Below are 19,716 nucleotides of genomic sequence, written 5' to 3'. Positions count from 1 at the left end.
TCCCGATGAGTTTAAAAAAATATGACACTTTTTCTGAGGTGAACCGTCTTTATGTATGAAGGATTTAATTTTTCTACTTTGATGGGTCACCTATGAACAAGAAAAAAATGTTGAAACGAAATGCAACAACGAATTTAGTTCTTGCTATTCGCAGTGTAATGTTTGGTATCTGTATTGCTTCTAGTGCTGTAGGGCATGCTGAACAACACGCTCAACAGTATCATGTAAATGCAGGTTCATTGGGAACAGCATTATCTACTTTTGCAGTACAGTCTGGTATTTCATTATCATTTGATCCTGCTCTTACACAAGGGTTGAGCAGCCATGGTTTAAATGGTCGATATGGGATTGAACAGGGTTTTGCTGAGTTACTCAAAAATACATCTTTAACCATTTTAAAAAACCCAGAGGGTACTTGGTTTGTTGTTAAGAAAAATGAGGTTAAAGATTTAGCAGTAGAAACTGTAAAATCAGCGCAGGGTGATGAAACCAATCGAGTAGTTTTACCCACGATTGTGATGACAGCAAACCAGTTAGGTGAAATTACAGAAAATTCAGGTTCTTATACCCCAGGAAAAATTGCGACAGCAACGCGTTTAGTCTTGTCACCCAAAGAAACACCACAGACGATTAGTGTTGTGACTCGACAAGAAATGGATGATTTTAATCTGACCTCGATTGATGATGTAATGAATCATAATCCTGGTGTGAGTATCGTTACATATGACAGTGAGAGAACTGAATACTATGCGCGGGGTTTTGCGATTCAAAACTTCCAATATGATGGTATACCTATGAGCTATGATTCAAGATTTGCCGCAGGTAATACTTTAAGTGATATGGCGTTTTATGATCGAATTGAGATTTTAAAAGGGGCCACAGGTTTACTGACAGGAGTGGGTGATCCGGGGGCAACCATTAACTTAATTCGTAAAAAACCGACCAAGGACTTTCAAGGAAGTTTTTCCGCTGGTGTAGGCTCTTGGAATAAGTACCGTGCAGATCTTGATGTTGGTGGAGCATTAAATGAGGATGGAAGCATACGTGCACGTGGTGTTGCTTCGTATCAATATAAAGAATCCCAATTGGATCGCTATGAGCGAAAAACACCAGCATTTTATGGCGTAATAGAAGCTGATCTTACCGATCGCACATTATTAACCGTGGGTGCAGATTATCAAGATAATAATCCCAAAGGATCTACTTGGGGAGGAATCCCAATTTATAATGCCAAAGGCGAGTTTAATAAAATGCCTCGGGGCTATAACAATAGTGCTCAATGGAGCAAGTGGGAGCAATATACGCGTACAGTTTTCTCAACGCTTGAACATAAGTTTGACAATGAGTGGTTAGTGAAACTACAGCTCAATCATCAAATTAATGGTTATGACAATGCATTGGGTTCAGTTGCAGGAGGTCATCCTAATCCCGATGATGGTACTGGTGCTTCAATGTGGTTGGGTCGTTATGTTGGCAAAACGGTGAGTAATGCTGCCGATGTATATGCAACAGGGCCTTTTCAATTGTTTGGTCGCACACACGATTTGGTTTTAGGGAGCAGCATTTCTGAAAGTAAATGGAAAAACACCAGTTATGATAGTGAGGCAGGATATCCTGATGCGATAAATGATTATTATCACTGGCAAGGAAATGTTCCAGAGCCACAGTGGTCTCCAATGAAAAGTACCACTGAAGTCACTAAACAAAATGGTCTATATGCAACTGCTCGATTGAATATAACAGATGATTTAAAAGTGATTTTAGGTGGACGTGTAGCAAATTATAAAACACCTGATGTTGATAAATCGGGCATCTTTGTGCCTTATTTGGGGATGACCTACGATTTAAATGATAACTTTGCATTATATACAAGTTATAGCACGATTTTTAAACCACAAACTGCGAAAGATATTAATGAAAAGACGCTAGACCCACAAGAAGGTCGTAACTACGAGCTTGGTATTAAAGGTGAATTTTATGATGGACGTTTAAATGCCAGTTTGGCTTACTTCCAGTTGTTGCAAGATAATTTTGCTGTAGAAAGTGGTGAAAAAACTGCCTCTGGTGATGTTGCTTATAAAGCAATTCAAGGTGTTAAAACCAAAGGTTATGAAATTGAGGTCACAGGTGAAATTCTACCAGATTGGAATTTACATGCTGGATTTAACCATCGTATATCAAAAAATCAGGGAGAAAAAGTATCTACTCTCAATCCTGAAAATGAGTTTACTTTATATACCAGCTATAAACCAAATCAATGGATTGAAGGTTTAACTCTTGGTGGTGGTGTGCGTTGGCAAGATAAAACATGGGGAGATGTGAGTAATCCTCTTTACTCAAAAGACATTAAGCATGAGGTTTCTGACTACTGGTTAGTCGATGCTATGGCAAATTACACATTGAATGATCAACTTTCATTTAGCTTTAATGTAAATAACTTACTGGATAAAAAATACTACACGATTTTTAGCTGGTATAGCACATATACATGGGGTGAAGGGCGTAACTATAACCTCGGGCTAAAATACAAGTTCTAATTGCTTGAGTTATTGGGATGACTAAAAGGTTAAGTCGCTGTGGATAGCCTTAACCTTTTAAAATCTCTTGGCTTTGATACTTAAATTTGAAAACTAAAATAAGGTAAGTCAGAACTGTGTTTACGCAATCTCTACATTTAATTATTAAAAAAAACAAAAAATAACTCAAATAGCTATTTGTAGTTCAAAAATTGACCAATTGTGTTTCATGAGTTAACGAAGCCTTTTCTTTTTATATTTTTGTATAGACTGATAGAAAACAAAACTTGTGGATTTTTAATGATAAATTTTAAAGATAATATCGTTTATGGTGCAATTTTTGATATGGATGGGACGATGTTTGATACTGAAAGACTTCGGTTTCAAACACTAAAACAAGCATCTCTTGAAATGATCGGAATTGAATTTTCAGACTCATATTTGATGGCATGCTTAGGATTAAGTGCAAGTAGTGCGCATAGGCTGGCACAACAAGAATATGCAGAAGATATTCCTTATAGTGCGATTCGAAAACGTGCAGATGAACTGGAATTAGAAACAGTACGTGAGTTTGGTGTACCGATTAAGAAAGGTTTATTGCAGGTTTTGGAGCGATTACGTAAGTCAGGTTTACGTATGGCTGTTGCGACATCTAGTCGTCGTGCCATTGCAGAAGAATATTTAATCAATGCGAATGTCTATAAATTTTTTGACGTTCTGGTTTGTGGTGATGAAGTTGAACAAGGCAAGCCTCATCCTGAAATTTTTATTCGTGCAGCAAAAAAAATAAATTTAAAACCAAATGACTGTCTAATGTTTGAAGATTCTGAAAATGGTATTCGTTCTGCATATGACGCAGGTGGTATATGTATTTTGCTTAAAGATATTAAAACTCCGAATCAAAGCATGTTAAGTCATGCGAATTATTATTTTGAAAGTATGTATGACTGTTTGGAATGGATTGATCCATATACTGCCGACTTAGAAATGCCCAGCATTGAATCTGCTTTTCCACAAACGCTAAATCAGCTTAGTGTAGGGATACACGGCTTTGGTGCGATCGGTGGAGGGTATATTGCTCAAGTATTATCACATTGGGATGGTTACACGCGTCCAAAACAAATTTATGCCTCGACACGTAACCCTCTATATCGTTCTGCTGTGAATTCATTCGGAGCATATAGTATTCGTTATGGCCAACTTTCTTATGATGAGCGTATTGAAAATATTCATATTATTGATTCAGAAAACATTAAGCAAATGCAAAATATGTACATTGAATCAACCTTACTTGCGATTTGCTTACCTGAAAATGCGCTAGATACAGAGTCAGAAACCATCGCACAAGGTCTTTATGCACGCTATATTGCCCAAGGTGAACAGGTTGCAGAGCCTTTAACTATCATGATTATTTTAAATAAGGTTGGGGCGAAGCACTTATTTCTGAAAAAAATTCGCAATGCACTAATGCAATTAACAGATAAAGACAACGTAGATCAAATCTTAGAACAAAATTATTTCTGCGATACTGTGATCAATCGAATGGTCTCAAGATTGAGTGATCAAAACTTATATCGTCAACTTCTAATCAAATATAATTTTTTAAAAAAATCTCAGTTAACTGATGAAAATACCCATATCAATCTTGAAGATGCAACAGGATTAAGCTCAGCCCAAGAAGTTGAGGCTGCTGCTTATATTGAAGAAATGCAAAGAGAACTTCTGTCTAGTCATGCTTTACAGCAGGTGGATTTGATTTTATTTCATGCAGAAACGGATATGCCAATTTATGTGGAAAATAACAGTCCTGTATTACGTAAAATGCGCCAGATGGTTTTAGTGAATCAGATTGAAGATATTCAGACGATCAAAAATCGTTTGTGGAATGGTATTCATGCGATGGCTGCATGGTATGCAGCGTTATTGGGACATGCAACGATGGGTATTGCAATGGGAGATATTCGTATTGAACAATTTGTAGATCGATTAGTGTATGAGGTCAAACTGGGACTATCTCAACAAATGCCTAGTCGTGCAAAAGAGTTAGATCGTCTAGCGCAAAGTTTTTTAAATATGTGCCAATCCGCCTATAAAGACCCATGTGAACGTGTTGGTCGCGATCCCTTACGCAAGTTACAAGCCAATGAGCGAGTTTTTGCATCTGTTGTTTATAATTTGAATAATGGTTTGAGTTTTTCTCACTTATTAAAAGGGGCAGTATTGGGGTATTTCTATTTTTTAAAGAGTGGTCAACATAATGAAATTGAATTACAACAACACTTGGAGCAGCAATTACAGTTGATGCCTTTAACAGTTGAAGATCAGCAGTACTTGGGTGCGACGATTCAGAAATATTTAACTGAGATTAAGCTCGGTCAAATGGATTTGGTTGATTTCGTTGCTTCAGAGGCAATCATTCATTGATAATGAGCCAGTATGTTGCCTAAACATATGGGCATTAATTTTAGACATCCTTGATAACGCTAGGCTGTCTAAAATTAATGTAAAGAACATCATTTGATCGTAGCTGAGCTTTAGTCAAATTCTAGTTGAAATAGATTCATTCTTTATTGTGAATAGGGTAAGAAATCCAACTATGCCTTAGTTTTTCAGTTTTCCAGACATTGAGCATTGCCTCAGAGGCTGGAAATAAGTTTGCTGGTAATTCTGATAAATCAAACCAAGCCCATTTTTCAAAAATTTCAGGCTCTGTAACTCTAATATGATCTTTTAAATGGTCATCAGATAATTTAGTGGATAGGCCTATAGTTGTATTAATACGGGGTGATGCTTGATCGATCAATAACGTGAAAGCTTTGATATTGGACGCATTTAATTTTAAACCTGTTTCTTCATGGAACTCTCGAGCTGCTGATTGTTCTAAGCTTTCGTTCGCTTCAATCTTTCCTCCTGGAAAACACCATGAGGTTTCTTCTCCAGCTTTAACGCGTAAGCCAAGCAATATTTTCTCTGATGTATCAAATAACATAACGCCAACACCAATAATTGGCGTTAAGGATGAAATTTCACTCATAGCTGACTTCACTTCATTATTTGGAATTTAAAATACTATCACTCGATTTTTTGTCAAGGTATAGAACCAAGGCAATTTTTGTTGCTTATAATGTAAGCATAAATATGCTTGGGTGACCTTATTATAGTTGCTTGAATTATTGTTGCAGTTGAATCTTTTAAGTAAACATATCGTTTTGAATAAAAGTTGTTTATCAACTATATTATTGTGTCTTCGAGTTTTGCAACACGGGTGATGGATGTATAAAGCAATATTCATAGATATTGATGATACTTTACTTGATTTTAATCATGCTTGTCAGTCTGCATTCGACAAAACCATGGATCAGTTTAATCTAGAAAAAAACAAAGCTTACTATGAGTTGTTTTTAAAAATTAATAACATTTTATGGGAGCAGCAAAAAAGAGGGGAGATCTCTGTTCAGGATGTTGTCGATTTACGCTTTAAGCAACTGTTTACATCATTACAGATTGAGCAAAACTACAACTATGTGAGCAATACTTTTCAAGACAATTTAGCGATGGAACATGTCTTAGTCGATGGTGCTTTGGAAATAATTGATTATTTGAGTGGTAAATATAGTGTGTTTGCAGCTTCGAATAGCTTTTTTGAAATGCAGAAGTCACGATTAGAACGTGCTCATTTATTGCCTAGATTTTCAGGTTTATTTATTTCAAACGAGATAGGTTTTGAGAAGCCTGATTTTCGATTTTTTGAAACATGTTTAAATCGAAGTGGTTTTGCAAAGCAAGAAATTTTGTTTGTAGGTGATAGTCTAGAAGCGGATATGAAAGGTGCGGGCAATTATGGATTAGATACCTGTTGGTATAATCCCCATCAGTTGAAAACAGATCTTATGCTGGATATTCAATATACGGTGAATCACCTGTCCGATTTAAAAACTTTTCTATGACCTGCGATTTTTACTTATAACACGGTATAGATGGTGCGTATATTTTAGTCAAAGTGGTTAAGAGGCTCATTTTTACGCCAAAATTACGCCAATTAATTTTAAACTGCTTATTTAGAACAATAAAAAGCCCCATGGTTAGGGGCTAGTCGTATGTGCATCTGAGGCACATACTGTATGAGGCTCATCTCAAACTGCGTGTATTAAAACATATTCCAATAGTATTTTCAGCTTAAATTTGGGCTTTATTCTTAATTGATAAAGACTAAAATAGCCTAAGTCTAAAATGGAGTGCTTTTGCGTTGACTCAGAAAAATAAACAAGGACTCAGATTGCTCTTGGTAATTGGTGTTCCAATACTGGGTGTTGTCGGGGCATTGCCTATCATCAATAAGTTAAACATCAGTGTACTGGGGATGCCCTTGATTTATGCGTGGATGTTTCTCTGGTTTATCTTAACGACATTATGTCTTTGGATTTGCTGGTATGTTTTTGACCGCAATGAAGATGAGGCATAAGGAGTCGTTTGATGGGTAGTGTAGTTTTTTTTGGCATCATTCTTTTTTCTTTATTTTTAGCGATTCGCTCTAAACAGCAGAAAAAAGATGATTCAGCTCGTGATTTTGTTATAGCTTCCAACCAATTCGGTGCCAAACTCATTTTTTTCTTAATCGCAGGTGAAGTGTATACCATCAGCACGATTATGGGCTTTCCAGGTGGAATTTATGCGAATGGTCCTACCTATGGTATTTGGTTTTTAGGATATATCCTCCTTGCGTATCCAATCGGTTATATCATTGGTCCTAAAATATGGCAGGCAGGGCAACGTTACCAAGCGATGACTATGCCAGATGTATTCCGTGGTTATTTTAAGAGTCGAACTTTAGAGGTTTTAGTCGCTTTAATTACGATTATTTTTTTAATTCCTGTCGGTCAGATTCAATTTACGGGTCTGGTCGTTATTTTGCAAAGTTTAGGCTGGAGTTTTGATCCTGTTGTCTTAATACTGATTTCGGCTGGTTTGGCATTTGCTTATATTAGTATTTCAGGTATTCGCGGTTCTGCTTATATCTCTGTACTCAAAGATATCATTATGCTGTTGGCGATTGTTTTAGCTGGTTTAGCTGTGACTGTACATGTAGGCGTAGCTGACTTATTTAGTTTGAGCATTGAGAAAATTAATCATCAGATGAGTTCATCACAATTAATTTTCACTATGACAACTATCGTGTTTCAAGCGTTGGGTTTTTATATCTTTCCTCATGCTTTTCAAAGTTTTTTCACTGCTAAAAGTGTTAGTGCAATACGACGATCTCAAATCGCAATGCCACTTTATATGTTGATGTATCCATTTATTATTATCGTCGCTTATTATGCTTTGGCACATGACTTGGTTTTAGATCATCCTAATCAGGCATTTTTGGCAGTCGCGCAGCTATTATTACCTGATTGGTTGCTGGGGGTGATTGCTGCTGGTGCATCTTTAGCTGGCCTTGTAGTGTTGGCTGCAATTTGCTTGGCTATAGGTCCGATGTTTGTTCGAAATGTTATTCCGAATGTGGCAGAAGACAAGCAGAAACTTAGTGCAAAGTTGGTTATTGTCGTATATCTGGTTTTGTCTATTTTAATGGCCTTATATTCACCTGGCCTGATGATTGATATGTTGAAAACTGCTTATTATGGTGTGACTCAGCTCTTTTTAGGGGTATTAATTGCGATCTATCAATGGCCTATACGTCGAGATTTGGTCATTGCGGGTATTCTGGTTGGTGAAATATTTTCCATCAGTGCATATATTATGCAATGGGATTTTTATAGTGTGAATATTGGTTTAATTGGGCTATTACTAAACTTAAGCGTATTAGTCGTTGGGACACTCATATGGGGTAGAGCTCCAGCGAAATAAACGAAATCAAGTAACCAATAAAAAAAGATGAGCCTAAGCTCATCTTTTTTGTTTCAGGTTTTTTAGATTAAACACAAGTTAGCATTATTGAGCCGCTTGTTGTTTAAACTGAGCATCATTTGCAGCTTTTACAGGGGTGTAATGCAAACCTAAAGTGGTACTTGTGTACTGACGAACTTGATCAAGAAGTACAGCATCTTGACTTAAATCTTGTTGGTAAGATTTAATAATTTCATGCAGTTTAGCATTCCACTGACCTTTTACTTGTTCAGGGAAAGTTTTTTCAAGTAAATCCAACATAATGTACGGTGAAGTAGATGCGCCTGGTGAAGCACCTAACAAACCTGTAACACTTTTATCTTTAGAGATAAAGATTTCAGTACCAAACTGTAATTTCGCAGCTTGGCCAGGCTCTTGTTTGATAATCTGAACACGTTGACCACCTTGGTTAATTTTCCAGTCGTCAAACTTAGCATCAGGATAATACTTTTTAAGTTCATTAAATTGATCTTGAGGAGACATCATGACTTGTTTAACCAGATAGTTAACGAGGTCCATGTTCTCTAAACCAATTTTAGCCATAGGAATGACATTGTTTTTATTGGTTGAGTCCATCAGATCAAATTGAGAACCATTTTTTAAGAACTTATTTGAATAAGTTGCAAATGGACCAAACAATACATATTTTTTACCATCAATATAACGGGTATCAATATGTGGTACAGACATTGGAGGTGCGCCAAGTTCTGCACGGCCATAAGCTTTCACAGTATGCTTTTTAGTTACTTCTGGATTATCAGTCATCAAGAAGATACCGCCAATCGGGAAGCCTGCATATTGTTTAGTTTCTTCCAAACCAGTCATTTGTAATAAACGGATTGTTGCACCACCAGCACCAACAAATACAAAGCGTGTTTTGATATGGCTTTCTACATTGGTTTTAAGGTTTTTATAAGTGACAGTCCAAGTTTTATCATCATTTTGACTGATGCCAGTAACTTCTGAAGAAGTATTGAGTTTGAACTCTGGTTGTTTACTTAAGTGACCCACCAATTGTGTGGTAATCGCGCCATAATCAACGTCAGAACCTACTTCCATACGGGTCGCAGCAACTTTCTGTTTAGGATCACGGCCTTCCATGACTAATGGTGCCCACTGTTTAATTTCTTCAGGATTATCAGAATACTTCATAGCACTAAATAGTGGATTTTGTATCATGGCCTGATGACGTTGTTTAAGGAAGTTAACGTTGTCTCCCCAAACAAAAGCAATATGTGGAACTGGGTTAATAAAGCTACTTGGTTGACCTAAAACACCATTCTTAACTTGGTATGCCCAAAATTGTTTAGTGATTTCAAATTGAGAAGCTGTTTTAACTGCTTTACTGATGTCCATCTTGCCATCTTTAATGCTGGTGTAGTTCATTTCCATAAAACCAGAATGGCCTGTACCTGCATTGTTAAGACCATTGGAACTTTCTTGAGCTACATGGTCAAGGCGCTCAAACATCTGGATTTTCCAGCTAGGTTCAAGTTCATTTAGGTAGGTACCGAGGGTAGCACTCATGATGCCCCCACCGATGAGCACTACATCTACAACTGCTTCATCAGCAGTGGTATTTATTTTTTTACTACTGATTGGACGAAATAAAAAGAGAAGAGCAATAATCGCAATAACGACTATGCTGATCAGAAAATACTTTAAAAACTTACTCAATGTCTTACCTATGATTTTAAAATCAAAGGCATAATTAAAATATTTACAAAATAATAACAATTAGAAAAATGTTTCTATGTGTAAAGTTTAATTTAACAATATGATTAAAAAAGATTTTTTAAAACTATCACAAGCTTAAGTTTATAGTGTGTAAATTTGATATATATCACATTGTTTCAAAATAGAGTCATTAGGTTGATGTTTGTAACTTGGAAAATTTGTTTATAAAAACTAATCTATAGATCGCAAGTTTCTCTGAAAGTGAGTTTATTCAATACGAGATTGATCGCCAATAAGACTAAAATCTAATTGTTTGAATTTTTCTTGATCTGTAAGGCAAACTTTCTGTCATTGTTACTATGCCTTTAAAGGGCAGATTGATAATATGCAGGTATGAAATTTCACTAAGTAGCAGATCTTGTACTCAGGTACAGGGTGCCGTTTAACTTGGGGAGAAATTGATTCATTTATAAAACATTAAGGCTTCGAGCTCTCTATGAAACATTTTCGTTTTTCGATATTTTTTACAATTGTCTGTTTAGTCTTGTCCGCTTACTGGGGACTCACGCATGGGGTCAATGCGGGTCTGTCAGCAATGTTCAAGGCACTTGCGATTACAGCAATATTAGCAGTCATGGAAATTTCACTCTCTTTTGACAATGCTGTAGTCAATGCTTCGGTATTAAAACATTGGGATAAGTTTTGGCGTACCTTGTTCTTGACGGTGGGGATTATTGTCGCCGTGTTCGGTATGCGTTTGATTTTCCCATTGTTAATTGTTGCTGTTACTGCAGATATGGGCATGATTGAGGTTGCACAACTCGCTTTAAATGATCCAATTAAATATTCTGAAAAGTTGATGGCACACCATCCTGAAATTGCTGCCTTTGGTGGAATGTTCTTACTTCTGGTTTTCTTAAACTTTATTTTTGATGATGAAAAAGATACACACTGGTTCCAGCATCTTGAAGCACGTTTTGCAAAAATGGCAGGTATTCCAGCAATTTCTGTTTTTATATCGTTAATTTCATTATTGATTATGGCAGCCAATGTTGAAGAGCAAACGCGACTTGCAGTGACCATGGCCGGTATTTGGGGGATTGTCGTTTACGTTGGTGTACAAGTTCTTGGTCATGTCCTTGAAGGTGGTTCACATGATGAAGAACAATCATCAGGTAATGTGACAGGCACTGTTGTTAAAGCAGGTATTGGTGGATTTATTTATTTAGAAGTATTAGATGCATCATTTAGTTTTGATGGTGTTATTGGTGCTTTTGCAATTACCAGTGATGTTGTCATTATTATGTTGGGGCTAGCAATTGGTGCGATGTTTGTGCGTTCAATGACTATTTACCTCGTCGATAAGGGGACTTTGGATGCTTATATTTATTTAGAGCATGGCGCACATTATGCAATTGGTGCATTAGCTTTAATTATGATTGCAAGTGGGACAGGGGCACATGTTCCTGAAGTGGTAACAGGATTGATCGGTATTGCTTTAATTGCTTGGGCTGTGATGTCTTCAATTGCTTATCGTAAAAATAACCCGCATAGCAGTGAATCATCTGATTGAGATGCGGACATAAAAAAAAGCTTAAACCCAAATAGGTTTAAGCTTTTTTTATGAGTGTTTTGCTTAAGGTTGTTTATAGATTCCTAGTTGTACAAGATGCAGTCTGAGTATACGGCGAAGTTCTAAGACTGCTTCTGGAGTCTCTTGGATCGAGTGACCACCCTTAATAATTTTTTCTGAAATTGCACCATCTAAATGCGCACTTGTATAAGGCACGACACCATCAGTCATCACATTGGGATCTGTACTATTGGTATTATTACCAATAATTGAATGATATTTCATTTGTGCAATCGGCATCACATCTTTGGTGAGTTTGGTAAAACGAGAGTTTTGACTTAAATCACTTGGGCCATTTTGTAGCGCACCATCTTTGATTTGTGTCATGAGTAGTTCAGTATAGTCTTCATCTTTACCATCTAATGCTTCACCAAGCGCACCAACAAAAGCGACAGGAAGCTGGATGACGCGACGTGCGAGTTTAGTAAACCATCGGTTGGCAAATGGTGTACCTCGATGTGGACTTGCCAAGAAGATTGCACGATCGATATTGGCAATTGGTTTAAATTGCAGACGTTGTACAAAAATAGGGTTACTGTTTAATTTCTTTAACTCATTAAAGTTAAAAATTTGCAGTGCTTCCTTCGTAACATCCTGATTGCTTACCAATAAACGTGCAATAATTCCTCCCATACTATGCCCAATTAAGACTGCATCTTTCGCGGCAGGAGCGTTTGGATCTAAAGTATTAAAGGTCTGTTGAATCAAAGCTGAAATTTGGAAGCGACTTTCTAAGATAGGTGCGTTTGTCGAATAGAATACTTGCCAAACTTGATAGTGCTCACGTAAAACATCATCACCCATAATATCATTGGTTAAGCGAATCCAACCCTCGGGGCTACTGGCTAGACCGTGGATCAGAACGATGACCTTTTTGTTCGGGTTGTAAGGTTCCAACATATAGATATGTGGCATGTTTAAGTGATTATCACGGTTAATTAAACTGAGATATGCCGCAGCACCTAGATTATTCTGCGCTAACCAAAGACCATATGGGGCGGAAAAGTTAGCAGCCAATGGGTATTTTTTGCCTGCGATATTTAAGTGATCAAGGTTGTAAGGATCATAGGCTTTAATTTCAAACTCAGCATCATGAACAACTTGCTCTAGCGTTGCATTGGCTGTCTTAGGTAATGCTGCAACAGTTACAGGTAAATATGTACTGTGGTGAATATTGGGATTGATACCATTTTTGTATTGATAGTTCAGAGGATCAATAATGTATTTATCCTCTTGTTGTTTTTCTTTCTCAGGTAAAATGGCCACAAATTCGGCACCGAAACCATCACGGCGGTTAATACTGCGCAGGCCTGAGAAGTTCATATTATAACTGGCTAAGAAGTTCTGTACTTCTTGGTTTTCTAATCGTGGATAGTCCTGATAGTTAATATGATAGGTACTATTCGCAATTTTAATTTTATGCCCAAGTTTTTCGTGTTTATAACGTAAGGTATAAACAGTAATCATCTTGGCTAAGGCCTGATTGTAAAAATCTCGAATCTGTACTTGTCGGTTGTCAAACAAACGCTCTTGGGGAATACGTTTGGTTTTAAATAAATAGGCATAGCTATAACGAATACTTTTATCAAGCATTTTTAATTGTTGTTCTAGACATTCGTTATGCGCATCGACTTGCTCTTGTTTCTTTTCATCTTTGATAATCTTAGAGATATTGGCTTTACAATCTACTGTTGCTTCGAGTTCTTTGGCTCGACTCAGGTAGATTTCACTGGCAGCTGAAAGCAATTGCTCATCTAATATCTGTGGTGTTTTTTCTAAACTTTCTACGCACACACTTGGATTATTAATACATTGTTTAGCCTCACCCCCTGTCATTGACAAGACATTGAGACTGGCTTCACTCATTTTATTACGTGTCAAAATGCTATCGCGTTCATTAGCGATGGTGACATTATAGGCCTGATTCTTGACGTTGACGACTTGACAAGCACTCATTGAGACTGCTGTTAATGTCAGCAAGAGTTTGATCATTATTTTTGAATTTAATAGCATGTCATTTAATAAATTAAGAACTTAGCAAAATAATACGATATCTGCTTTATATTTCAATTCAATTGTCAGACGCTTGAGTGAAAAGTTTTTATTTTACAATTAAAAAACCCAGTCAAATGGACTGGGTTAATGCTAGGCCTGAGTAAAAACAAGACTTAAGCTTCTGCTGTTGCACCTGATAGCTGTTGTAGCAAGTGTTTCTCAAGATAGTGAATGTCCATTGCTTTTTCACAAAATTGCGGATCTTCTAAGATTAAATCCTTGTGCAATGGAATATTACTTTTAACACCGCTTAAGATCATTTCATCTAATGCTTGCTTCATACGCGCAATAGATGTTTTACGATCTTTACCATGTGCAATCAGTTTAGCAATCATTGAGTCATAATAAGGTGGAATCGAATAGCCCGAATAAATATGCGAGTCTAAACGGATACCTGCGCCACCTGGTGCATAGAAATGCTCAATTTTACCTGGAGAAGGTAAGAAGGTGGTTGGGTCTTCCGCATTAATACGGCACTCAATGGCATGACCAAGAACGTGAATGTCTTCTTGTTGTAGATTTAAACCTAAACCAGCAGCAATAAGCAGTTGTTGCTCAATAATATCGATACCTGTAACCATTTCAGTCACTGGGTGCTCAACCTGAACACGTGTGTTCATTTCAATAAAGAAAAACTCTTCATCTTCAAATAAGAACTCAAAGGTACCCGCACCGCGATATTGCATTAATTTACAAGCATTTACGCAAGCTTCTAAAATGTCTGCACGCGCTTGTTCTGGTAAATTAGGTGCTGGAGCTTCTTCTAGCACTTTTTGATGACGACGTTGTAATGAGCAGTCACGATCATAAAGATGAATCGCGTGGCCATTACCATCACCTAAAACTTGAATTTCAACATGACGTGGTTTTTGAAGGAAACGTTCCATATAAACGGTATCGTCACCAAACCACATCTCTGCATCACGCTGTGCTGCCTGTACAGATTCGAGTAGGGTATCTACACGTTCAACAATACGCATACCACGACCACCACCACCAGATGCAGCTTTGACAATCAGTGGGAAACCAATTTCTTTGGCTTCGGCGAGTGCATTGTGTACAGTAACTGCATGCGCAGATCCTGGTACAGTCGGTACGCCAGCTTTACGCATCGCGGTAATGGCAGAAACCTTGTTTCCCATTAAACGGATATGTTCTGGGCGTGGACCAATAAAGATAAAGCCTGAACTTTCTACGATCTCTGCAAATTCAGCATTTTCAGATAAGAAGCCGTAACCTGGGTGAATTGCATCAGCACCAGTAATCTCAGCTGCTGTAATAATCGCAGGAATATTTAAATAACTTTCACTACTTGCGCCAGGGCCGATACACACAGCTTCGTCAACGAAGCGTAAGTGCATTAAGTCTTTATCCGCGTCTGAGTAAATACCTACAGTTTTGATGCCTAAGGTTTTACAAGCACGGGTAATTCGTAAGGCGATTTCACCTCGGTTGGCAATGAGAACTTTTTGCAACATGTTCATTCCCCGAGGATTTATGCGCGATAGCGGAATAAAGGTTGTCCAAACTGAACAACATCACCATTTTTTACCAAGATTTCTTCAATTACACCACTTTGAGTTGCTTCGATTGGGTTCATGATTTTCATGGCCTCAACGATACCTAAAGTTTCACCCGCAGTAACTGTTTGACCTACATTTACAAATGGTGCTTCGCCTGGACTTGGTGCTGAATAGAACACGCCAACCATAGGTGATTCTTCGACTGCACCACGTGCAGTTGCTTTTGCTTTAGGTGCTTCGCTTACAGGTGCAGGCACAGCCGCAACACCAGCAACCACAGGATTACGACGAGTTAACGCAATTGATTGGTCACCCTCTTTGACTTCAATACCTTGAAGATCAGATTCAATCATCAAATCAATCAGTTTTTTGATTTTGCGAATATCCATGGGTTCGTGTTCCTAAATTATGATAGGGTAATTGGTTGAATAAATTGAATTGCATGATCAAGAGCATAGTGATATCCACGATCACCTAAGCCACAAATCACGCCAATTGCTTTGTCAGATAAATAAGAGTGATGTCTAAAAGTCTCGCGTGCATGTACATTGGACAAATGGACTTCAATAAATGGTATCGCTACACCGAGTAAAGCATCACGGATCGCGACAGAAGTATGGGTAAATGCTGCGGGATTGATGATAATAAACTGTACACCCTGCGTTTGGGCTTGATGTATACGGTCAACAATTGCGCCTTCCCAATTGCTTTGAAATGTGTCAAGTTGAATATTTTTGCTCTGGGCATTTTCTACAAGTTGCTGGTTAATATCAGCAAGTGTCAAATGTCCATAAACCTCTGGTTCGCGCTTTCCGAGTAAGTTTAAATTTGGTCCATGTATGACCAAAATTGTTGAACTCATTTAGTCTGCTCCAATGTTGAAAGTTGCAAAATATTCTGCTCGTTCAGTGCAAAGTTTGTGATTTAAGGCATGATTTACTACATAGATGATTTAGATTGTTCTTATCATTGTAGAAAACAGCCAGCAACATACAGCGCTATATTGTAAATTTTGCAAGGAATTGGCAATGTTAAAAAATGACAAAAATAAAAAACTTTAAGGGTCATTTTTTTTATTTAAATCTGTCGCTCTAGGTTTTGAATCATGCACTACAGGCGGGGTGCAACTTGCATGATTGATCACAATGAAGCATTGAAATTGATTTGTCCAATTTCTTAGCAATACCAATCTAATTGGCCTAGAGGCATGATCAAAATCGAATATAGCATAACGAAAATTTACAGCAGTTGCTGCGTGTATATTGACCAACAGGTTTATGTTTTGTATAGGCTTATCTTGCTATAATCTGGGGTTGAATTTGTTGAAATTAGCTGAATATTAATTAAAAACTAAATAAAAACAATTAGTTGATTTTTAAAGCTCACTTTCACCTATATGATTTTTTGTGATGCTTTTTCCCTTTAGCTGATCTTGCAGTACAGTGAGTGACTGTCAAGAGTTGACTGGTTTAAATGTTTGCTCAGCCAAATCAATATTTAAGATGTTGTTCTAGCGAATATATCCAGATGCTCTTGCTTACAGGCCAGATCATGAGATAGCTGCAAAGTTGTACAGTGCGTATATTGGCTTTTTCAGTAGCGTAGAGTGATTTGAGGGGATGATCGGTATAAAGTCAATTGACCATAGTGCTCAACCTTGTGTTTTAGCAATGTAAAAATATCTGGTTGAGCTCGATAAACTCGATGTTTTATTGCAATATCATTGTCAGATTAATCACACTATAATTGGCCCATTGGGGTTTAAGATTAATGTGATTAAGGCAACAAATATGCAAGAATTTATTGAAGAGCAGAAATTATTGTGTGAAGAGTTTGATTCTGCCTATATAAAGGTGAATGCTGACGATGAGGTTGCAATAGCTGTACAGACTTTAGATCGAGAGCCCATTGTTGGAATTCGTAAAAAAGTTGAAGCAGGTTCGAAAGTAGCTTGGTATATCTATGGTGGTGAACTTGACGAAGGCGAAGAAAACTTATTTGAGATCGTGACCATCACACAATTACTTGAAATTTTTCCAGATGTCATGCCATATCTGGCGCTCGAAGAAGGCTTTCGTTTTATGATTGATCAAGATGACTATGAAGATGTTTGGAAAGCTGATTCATAATTATCTATGTTGTTAGATTTATTTTTTTATAACTCAGAAGAATCAATTTTTCTCGAAAAGATAAGAAAATGGCAGAAAATGACAGCGACAATTGAATTTTTTGCTTTCATTATAGTATGCATTATATTGCTGCCATCTTGATATTTCCCTAGTCATGAATGGCAATGGCATTGTAATGTTGCTTTTGCAATGAATAACCCGCTTTGAGCATTAATCAAAGCGGGTTTATTTGTTTAACCCACCTGTATTTCTGTAGATGGATGTGAGACTCGGCTCTTTTTAGGTGTTGCGATTAAGTAGGCCAGCGTGAGAGGGCCCAAACGTCCTGCAAACATCAGCATACATAAGATGACTAAACTAATGGGCTGTAAATCTCCTGTAATCCCACGAGATAAACCAACCGTACATCCAGCGGAGATACTTTCAAACAGTAAATCTAAAAATTGTTGTTTGGGTTCAAAGATCAGCAAGCTAAAAAAACCAATAAAAATAATCATACAGTTGATTGAAATAACAGCCATTGCCTTAAAGACAATCTGCCGTGGAACTGAATAATTAAATACTGTGAGTTCATCAGAACGACGCAAAAAGCTAATCACGCTGAGTACGACGATAATAAAAGTCCCGACCTTAATACCACCAGCAGTACTTAACGAACCACCACCAATAAACATCAACAGCATGGTAATTAATATAGAAGGGTTGCTCATACTGGCAACATCTAAGCTATTAAAGCCTGAAGAACGTGGCACCGTTGCATGAAACCAAGCATTGACCATTTGATCACCAAAATGCATTGGCGCTAAAGTCAATGGATTATTGGCTTCTAAAATCCAGATGGTAATAAAAGCAAATAGATTGAGTCCAGCAATTGTACTTAGCACTAATTTACTGTTGGGACTCAGCTTCTTCCAGCGTTGTGCGCGTTTAATATCCATTAAGACCAAGAAGCCAATACCACCCAAGATGTAAAGCAAACTAATGGTTAAAGTCACCAGATATTGGCCTGAAAAACTCATTACACTATCTGAAAATAATGAGAAACCACCATTGTTAAAGGCGGAAACGCTATAAAACATCGCATGCATCAAGGCTTGTTTAAAACCATAATCTTCAACCCAAGCGAGGGTTAAAATAATCGTACCAATGGATTCAAAAAAGATAGAATATAAAAATACCCCCTTAATGGTGAATGACACCCGGTATAAACTGGTTTGACCGATGGTTTCTTGTGCCATGATCTGCTGTTTTAGCCCGCTTTTGGGCGATAAACTCATGACCGCCAAAATAGCAAAGGTCATAAAACCTAAACCACCACATTGTATTAATAACATCACGACAGCTTTACCAAATAAGGTATATGCATCGCCCACAGTGACAACAGATAGACCTGTGATCGTGACAGCAGAGGTGGCAGTAAAAAATGCTTCAATCCAGCCGATTTGACCATGATGTGAAATGGGTAATCGAAGTAGGATGGTCCCCATAATAATAAAACTTAAAAAACCCAACGCGAGCAGGCTCGGTGGGCTTAAGTTGACGCTCTTGCGTTTTTTATTTATGAATTTCATAGGATTTAAGGAAACGTTGGGATAATCGGCGCAGTACCTCGACAGGACCTTCTACAATTAAAATATCTTTTTCTTGTAAAATCGTGCCTGGTGCAATGTCATAGATCACATGAGAACCGCGTTGTAACAGCAATACTTTAAATTCAGTTTCTTCACTATTGTCAATAATGTTTTGATATTGGGTACCCTGTAAGTTTTTTGCTATTTCGATTTTAACAATATAATGCTCATTATTTAGTGCCATATAACGTCGAACCATTGGATAACTTAGGGATTGGGCAATACGGATCCCCATGTCTTCTTCAGGGTGGACAATTTGATCAATGCCGAGCTGTGACAAAATCATATGGTGTGATTTTGACTTGGCTTTGACCATAATCTTTTTCACTCCCATATTTTTAAGGTGGAGTACGCATAAGATACTGGCTTCTAAATCTTCACCAATTGCGACAACCACAGCATCACAGTTTTGAATATTCAGCTCATGTAGCACATGTTCATCAGTGGCATCAGCAATCACGGAATGCGTTAACTGATCTGCAATGTTCTCCACATTTTTCTTAATGCTGTCAATGCCAATCACATCATGATTTAGATGAATCAATTCAAGTGCAACAGTGGCACCAAAGCTTCCTAAGCCAATCACAGCAAATAATGCCATTAAAAATCCCTACAAAATATAGATCGAGCAGTTTAATTCATCCTATCATACGTTTTGCATCG

General features: G+C 37.5%; 15 protein-coding genes. 7 read left to right on the top strand and 8 right to left on the bottom strand.

Features of this window, described 5'->3' with window-relative positions; translation table 11 throughout:
• Window positions 1-92 precede the first annotated feature (92 nt).
• Window positions 93-2,537 carry a TonB-dependent siderophore receptor gene (locus tag Aru01_RS08985; protein WP_016656441.1) on the top strand — a complete coding sequence of 815 codons (2,445 nt, stop codon included), beginning with the start codon at window positions 93-95 and terminating at the stop codon, window positions 2,535-2,537.
• Between the two features lie 279 nt (window positions 2,538-2,816).
• Window positions 2,817-4,940, top strand: a complete 2,124-nt coding sequence (mtlD, locus tag Aru01_RS08980; protein WP_016656440.1) for a bifunctional mannitol-1-phosphate dehydrogenase/phosphatase — start codon at window positions 2,817-2,819, stop codon at window positions 4,938-4,940.
• A gap of 136 nt (window positions 4,941-5,076) precedes the next feature.
• On the opposite strand, the gene Aru01_RS08975 is transcribed toward mtlD, so the two are convergent.
• Window positions 5,077-5,550: a nucleotide triphosphate diphosphatase NUDT15 gene (locus Aru01_RS08975; RefSeq protein WP_016656439.1), complete on the bottom strand. Its 474-nt coding sequence runs from the start codon at window positions 5,548-5,550 to the stop codon at window positions 5,077-5,079.
• 238 nt (window positions 5,551-5,788) lie between these two features.
• Between Aru01_RS08975 and Aru01_RS08970 the strand changes: the two genes are divergently transcribed.
• The 3 genes from Aru01_RS08970 to Aru01_RS08960 all read left to right on the top strand — a co-directional run bounded on the left by Aru01_RS08970 (window position 5,789) and on the right by Aru01_RS08960 (window position 8,366).
• Window positions 5,789-6,463, top strand: a complete 675-nt coding sequence (locus tag Aru01_RS08970; RefSeq protein ID WP_016656438.1) for a YjjG family noncanonical pyrimidine nucleotidase — start codon at window positions 5,789-5,791, stop codon at window positions 6,461-6,463.
• A 299-nt stretch (window positions 6,464-6,762) separates the two neighbouring features.
• Window positions 6,763-6,978, top strand: coding sequence for a DUF3311 domain-containing protein (locus Aru01_RS08965; RefSeq protein WP_040331217.1), 216 nt, complete (start codon window positions 6,763-6,765; stop codon window positions 6,976-6,978).
• 11 nt (window positions 6,979-6,989) lie between these two features.
• On the top strand, window positions 6,990-8,366 hold the full coding sequence (locus Aru01_RS08960; RefSeq protein WP_016656437.1) for a sodium:solute symporter family protein: 1,377 nt from the start codon (window positions 6,990-6,992) through the stop codon (window positions 8,364-8,366).
• A gap of 84 nt (window positions 8,367-8,450) precedes the next feature.
• Here Aru01_RS08960 and mqo read toward each other — a convergent pair whose 3' ends face one another.
• A complete protein-coding gene (gene mqo / locus Aru01_RS08955) occupies window positions 8,451-10,082 on the bottom strand; it encodes a malate dehydrogenase (quinone) (protein ID WP_016656436.1) in 1,632 nt (543 codons plus the stop codon).
• Between the two features lie 496 nt (window positions 10,083-10,578).
• On the opposite strand from mqo, the gene Aru01_RS08950 reads away from it, so the two are divergent.
• Window positions 10,579-11,655, top strand: coding sequence for a DUF475 domain-containing protein (locus Aru01_RS08950; protein WP_016656435.1), 1,077 nt, complete (start codon window positions 10,579-10,581; stop codon window positions 11,653-11,655).
• 63 nt (window positions 11,656-11,718) lie between these two features.
• Here Aru01_RS08950 and Aru01_RS08945 read toward each other — a convergent pair whose 3' ends face one another.
• The 4 genes from Aru01_RS08945 to aroQ all read right to left on the bottom strand — a co-directional run bounded on the left by Aru01_RS08945 (window position 11,719) and on the right by aroQ (window position 16,155).
• A complete protein-coding gene (locus Aru01_RS08945; RefSeq protein WP_040331216.1) occupies window positions 11,719-13,728 on the bottom strand; it encodes an esterase/lipase family protein in 2,010 nt (669 codons plus the stop codon).
• Window positions 13,729-13,883: 155 nt separating this feature from the next.
• A complete protein-coding gene (gene accC / locus Aru01_RS08940; protein ID WP_016656433.1) occupies window positions 13,884-15,248 on the bottom strand; it encodes an acetyl-CoA carboxylase biotin carboxylase subunit in 1,365 nt (454 codons plus the stop codon).
• 17 nt (window positions 15,249-15,265) lie between these two features.
• The gene (locus tag Aru01_RS08935; protein ID WP_016656432.1) at window positions 15,266-15,682 is read right to left on the bottom strand and encodes an acetyl-CoA carboxylase biotin carboxyl carrier protein; all 417 of its coding nucleotides are present in this window, start codon (window positions 15,680-15,682) and stop codon (window positions 15,266-15,268) included.
• Window positions 15,683-15,699: 17 nt separating this feature from the next.
• Window positions 15,700-16,155 (bottom strand): type II 3-dehydroquinate dehydratase, encoded by a 456-nt coding sequence (gene aroQ / locus Aru01_RS08930; RefSeq protein WP_016656431.1) that lies wholly within the window; start codon window positions 16,153-16,155, stop codon window positions 15,700-15,702.
• A gap of 928 nt (window positions 16,156-17,083) precedes the next feature.
• On the opposite strand from aroQ, the gene Aru01_RS08925 reads away from it, so the two are divergent.
• A complete protein-coding gene (locus tag Aru01_RS08925; RefSeq protein WP_016656430.1) occupies window positions 17,084-17,422 on the top strand; it encodes an immunity protein Imm33 domain-containing protein in 339 nt (112 codons plus the stop codon).
• A 233-nt stretch (window positions 17,423-17,655) separates the two neighbouring features.
• Here the strand turns inward: Aru01_RS08925 and Aru01_RS08920 are convergent, their stop codons facing one another.
• A complete protein-coding gene (locus Aru01_RS08920; RefSeq protein ID WP_016656429.1) occupies window positions 17,656-18,993 on the bottom strand; it encodes a TrkH family potassium uptake protein in 1,338 nt (445 codons plus the stop codon).
• Window positions 18,977-19,654 carry a potassium channel family protein gene (locus tag Aru01_RS08915; protein WP_016656428.1) on the bottom strand — a complete coding sequence of 226 codons (678 nt, stop codon included), beginning with the start codon at window positions 19,652-19,654 and terminating at the stop codon, window positions 18,977-18,979. Before Aru01_RS08915 ends, Aru01_RS08920 begins: the two co-directional genes overlap by 17 nt.
• Between the last annotated feature and the right edge of the window lie 62 nt (window positions 19,655-19,716).

The organism is Acinetobacter rudis, assembly GCF_000829675.1.
GTDB lineage: Bacteria > Pseudomonadota > Gammaproteobacteria > Pseudomonadales > Moraxellaceae > Acinetobacter > Acinetobacter rudis.
This window is presented reverse-complemented; position numbering and strand designations above follow the sequence as displayed.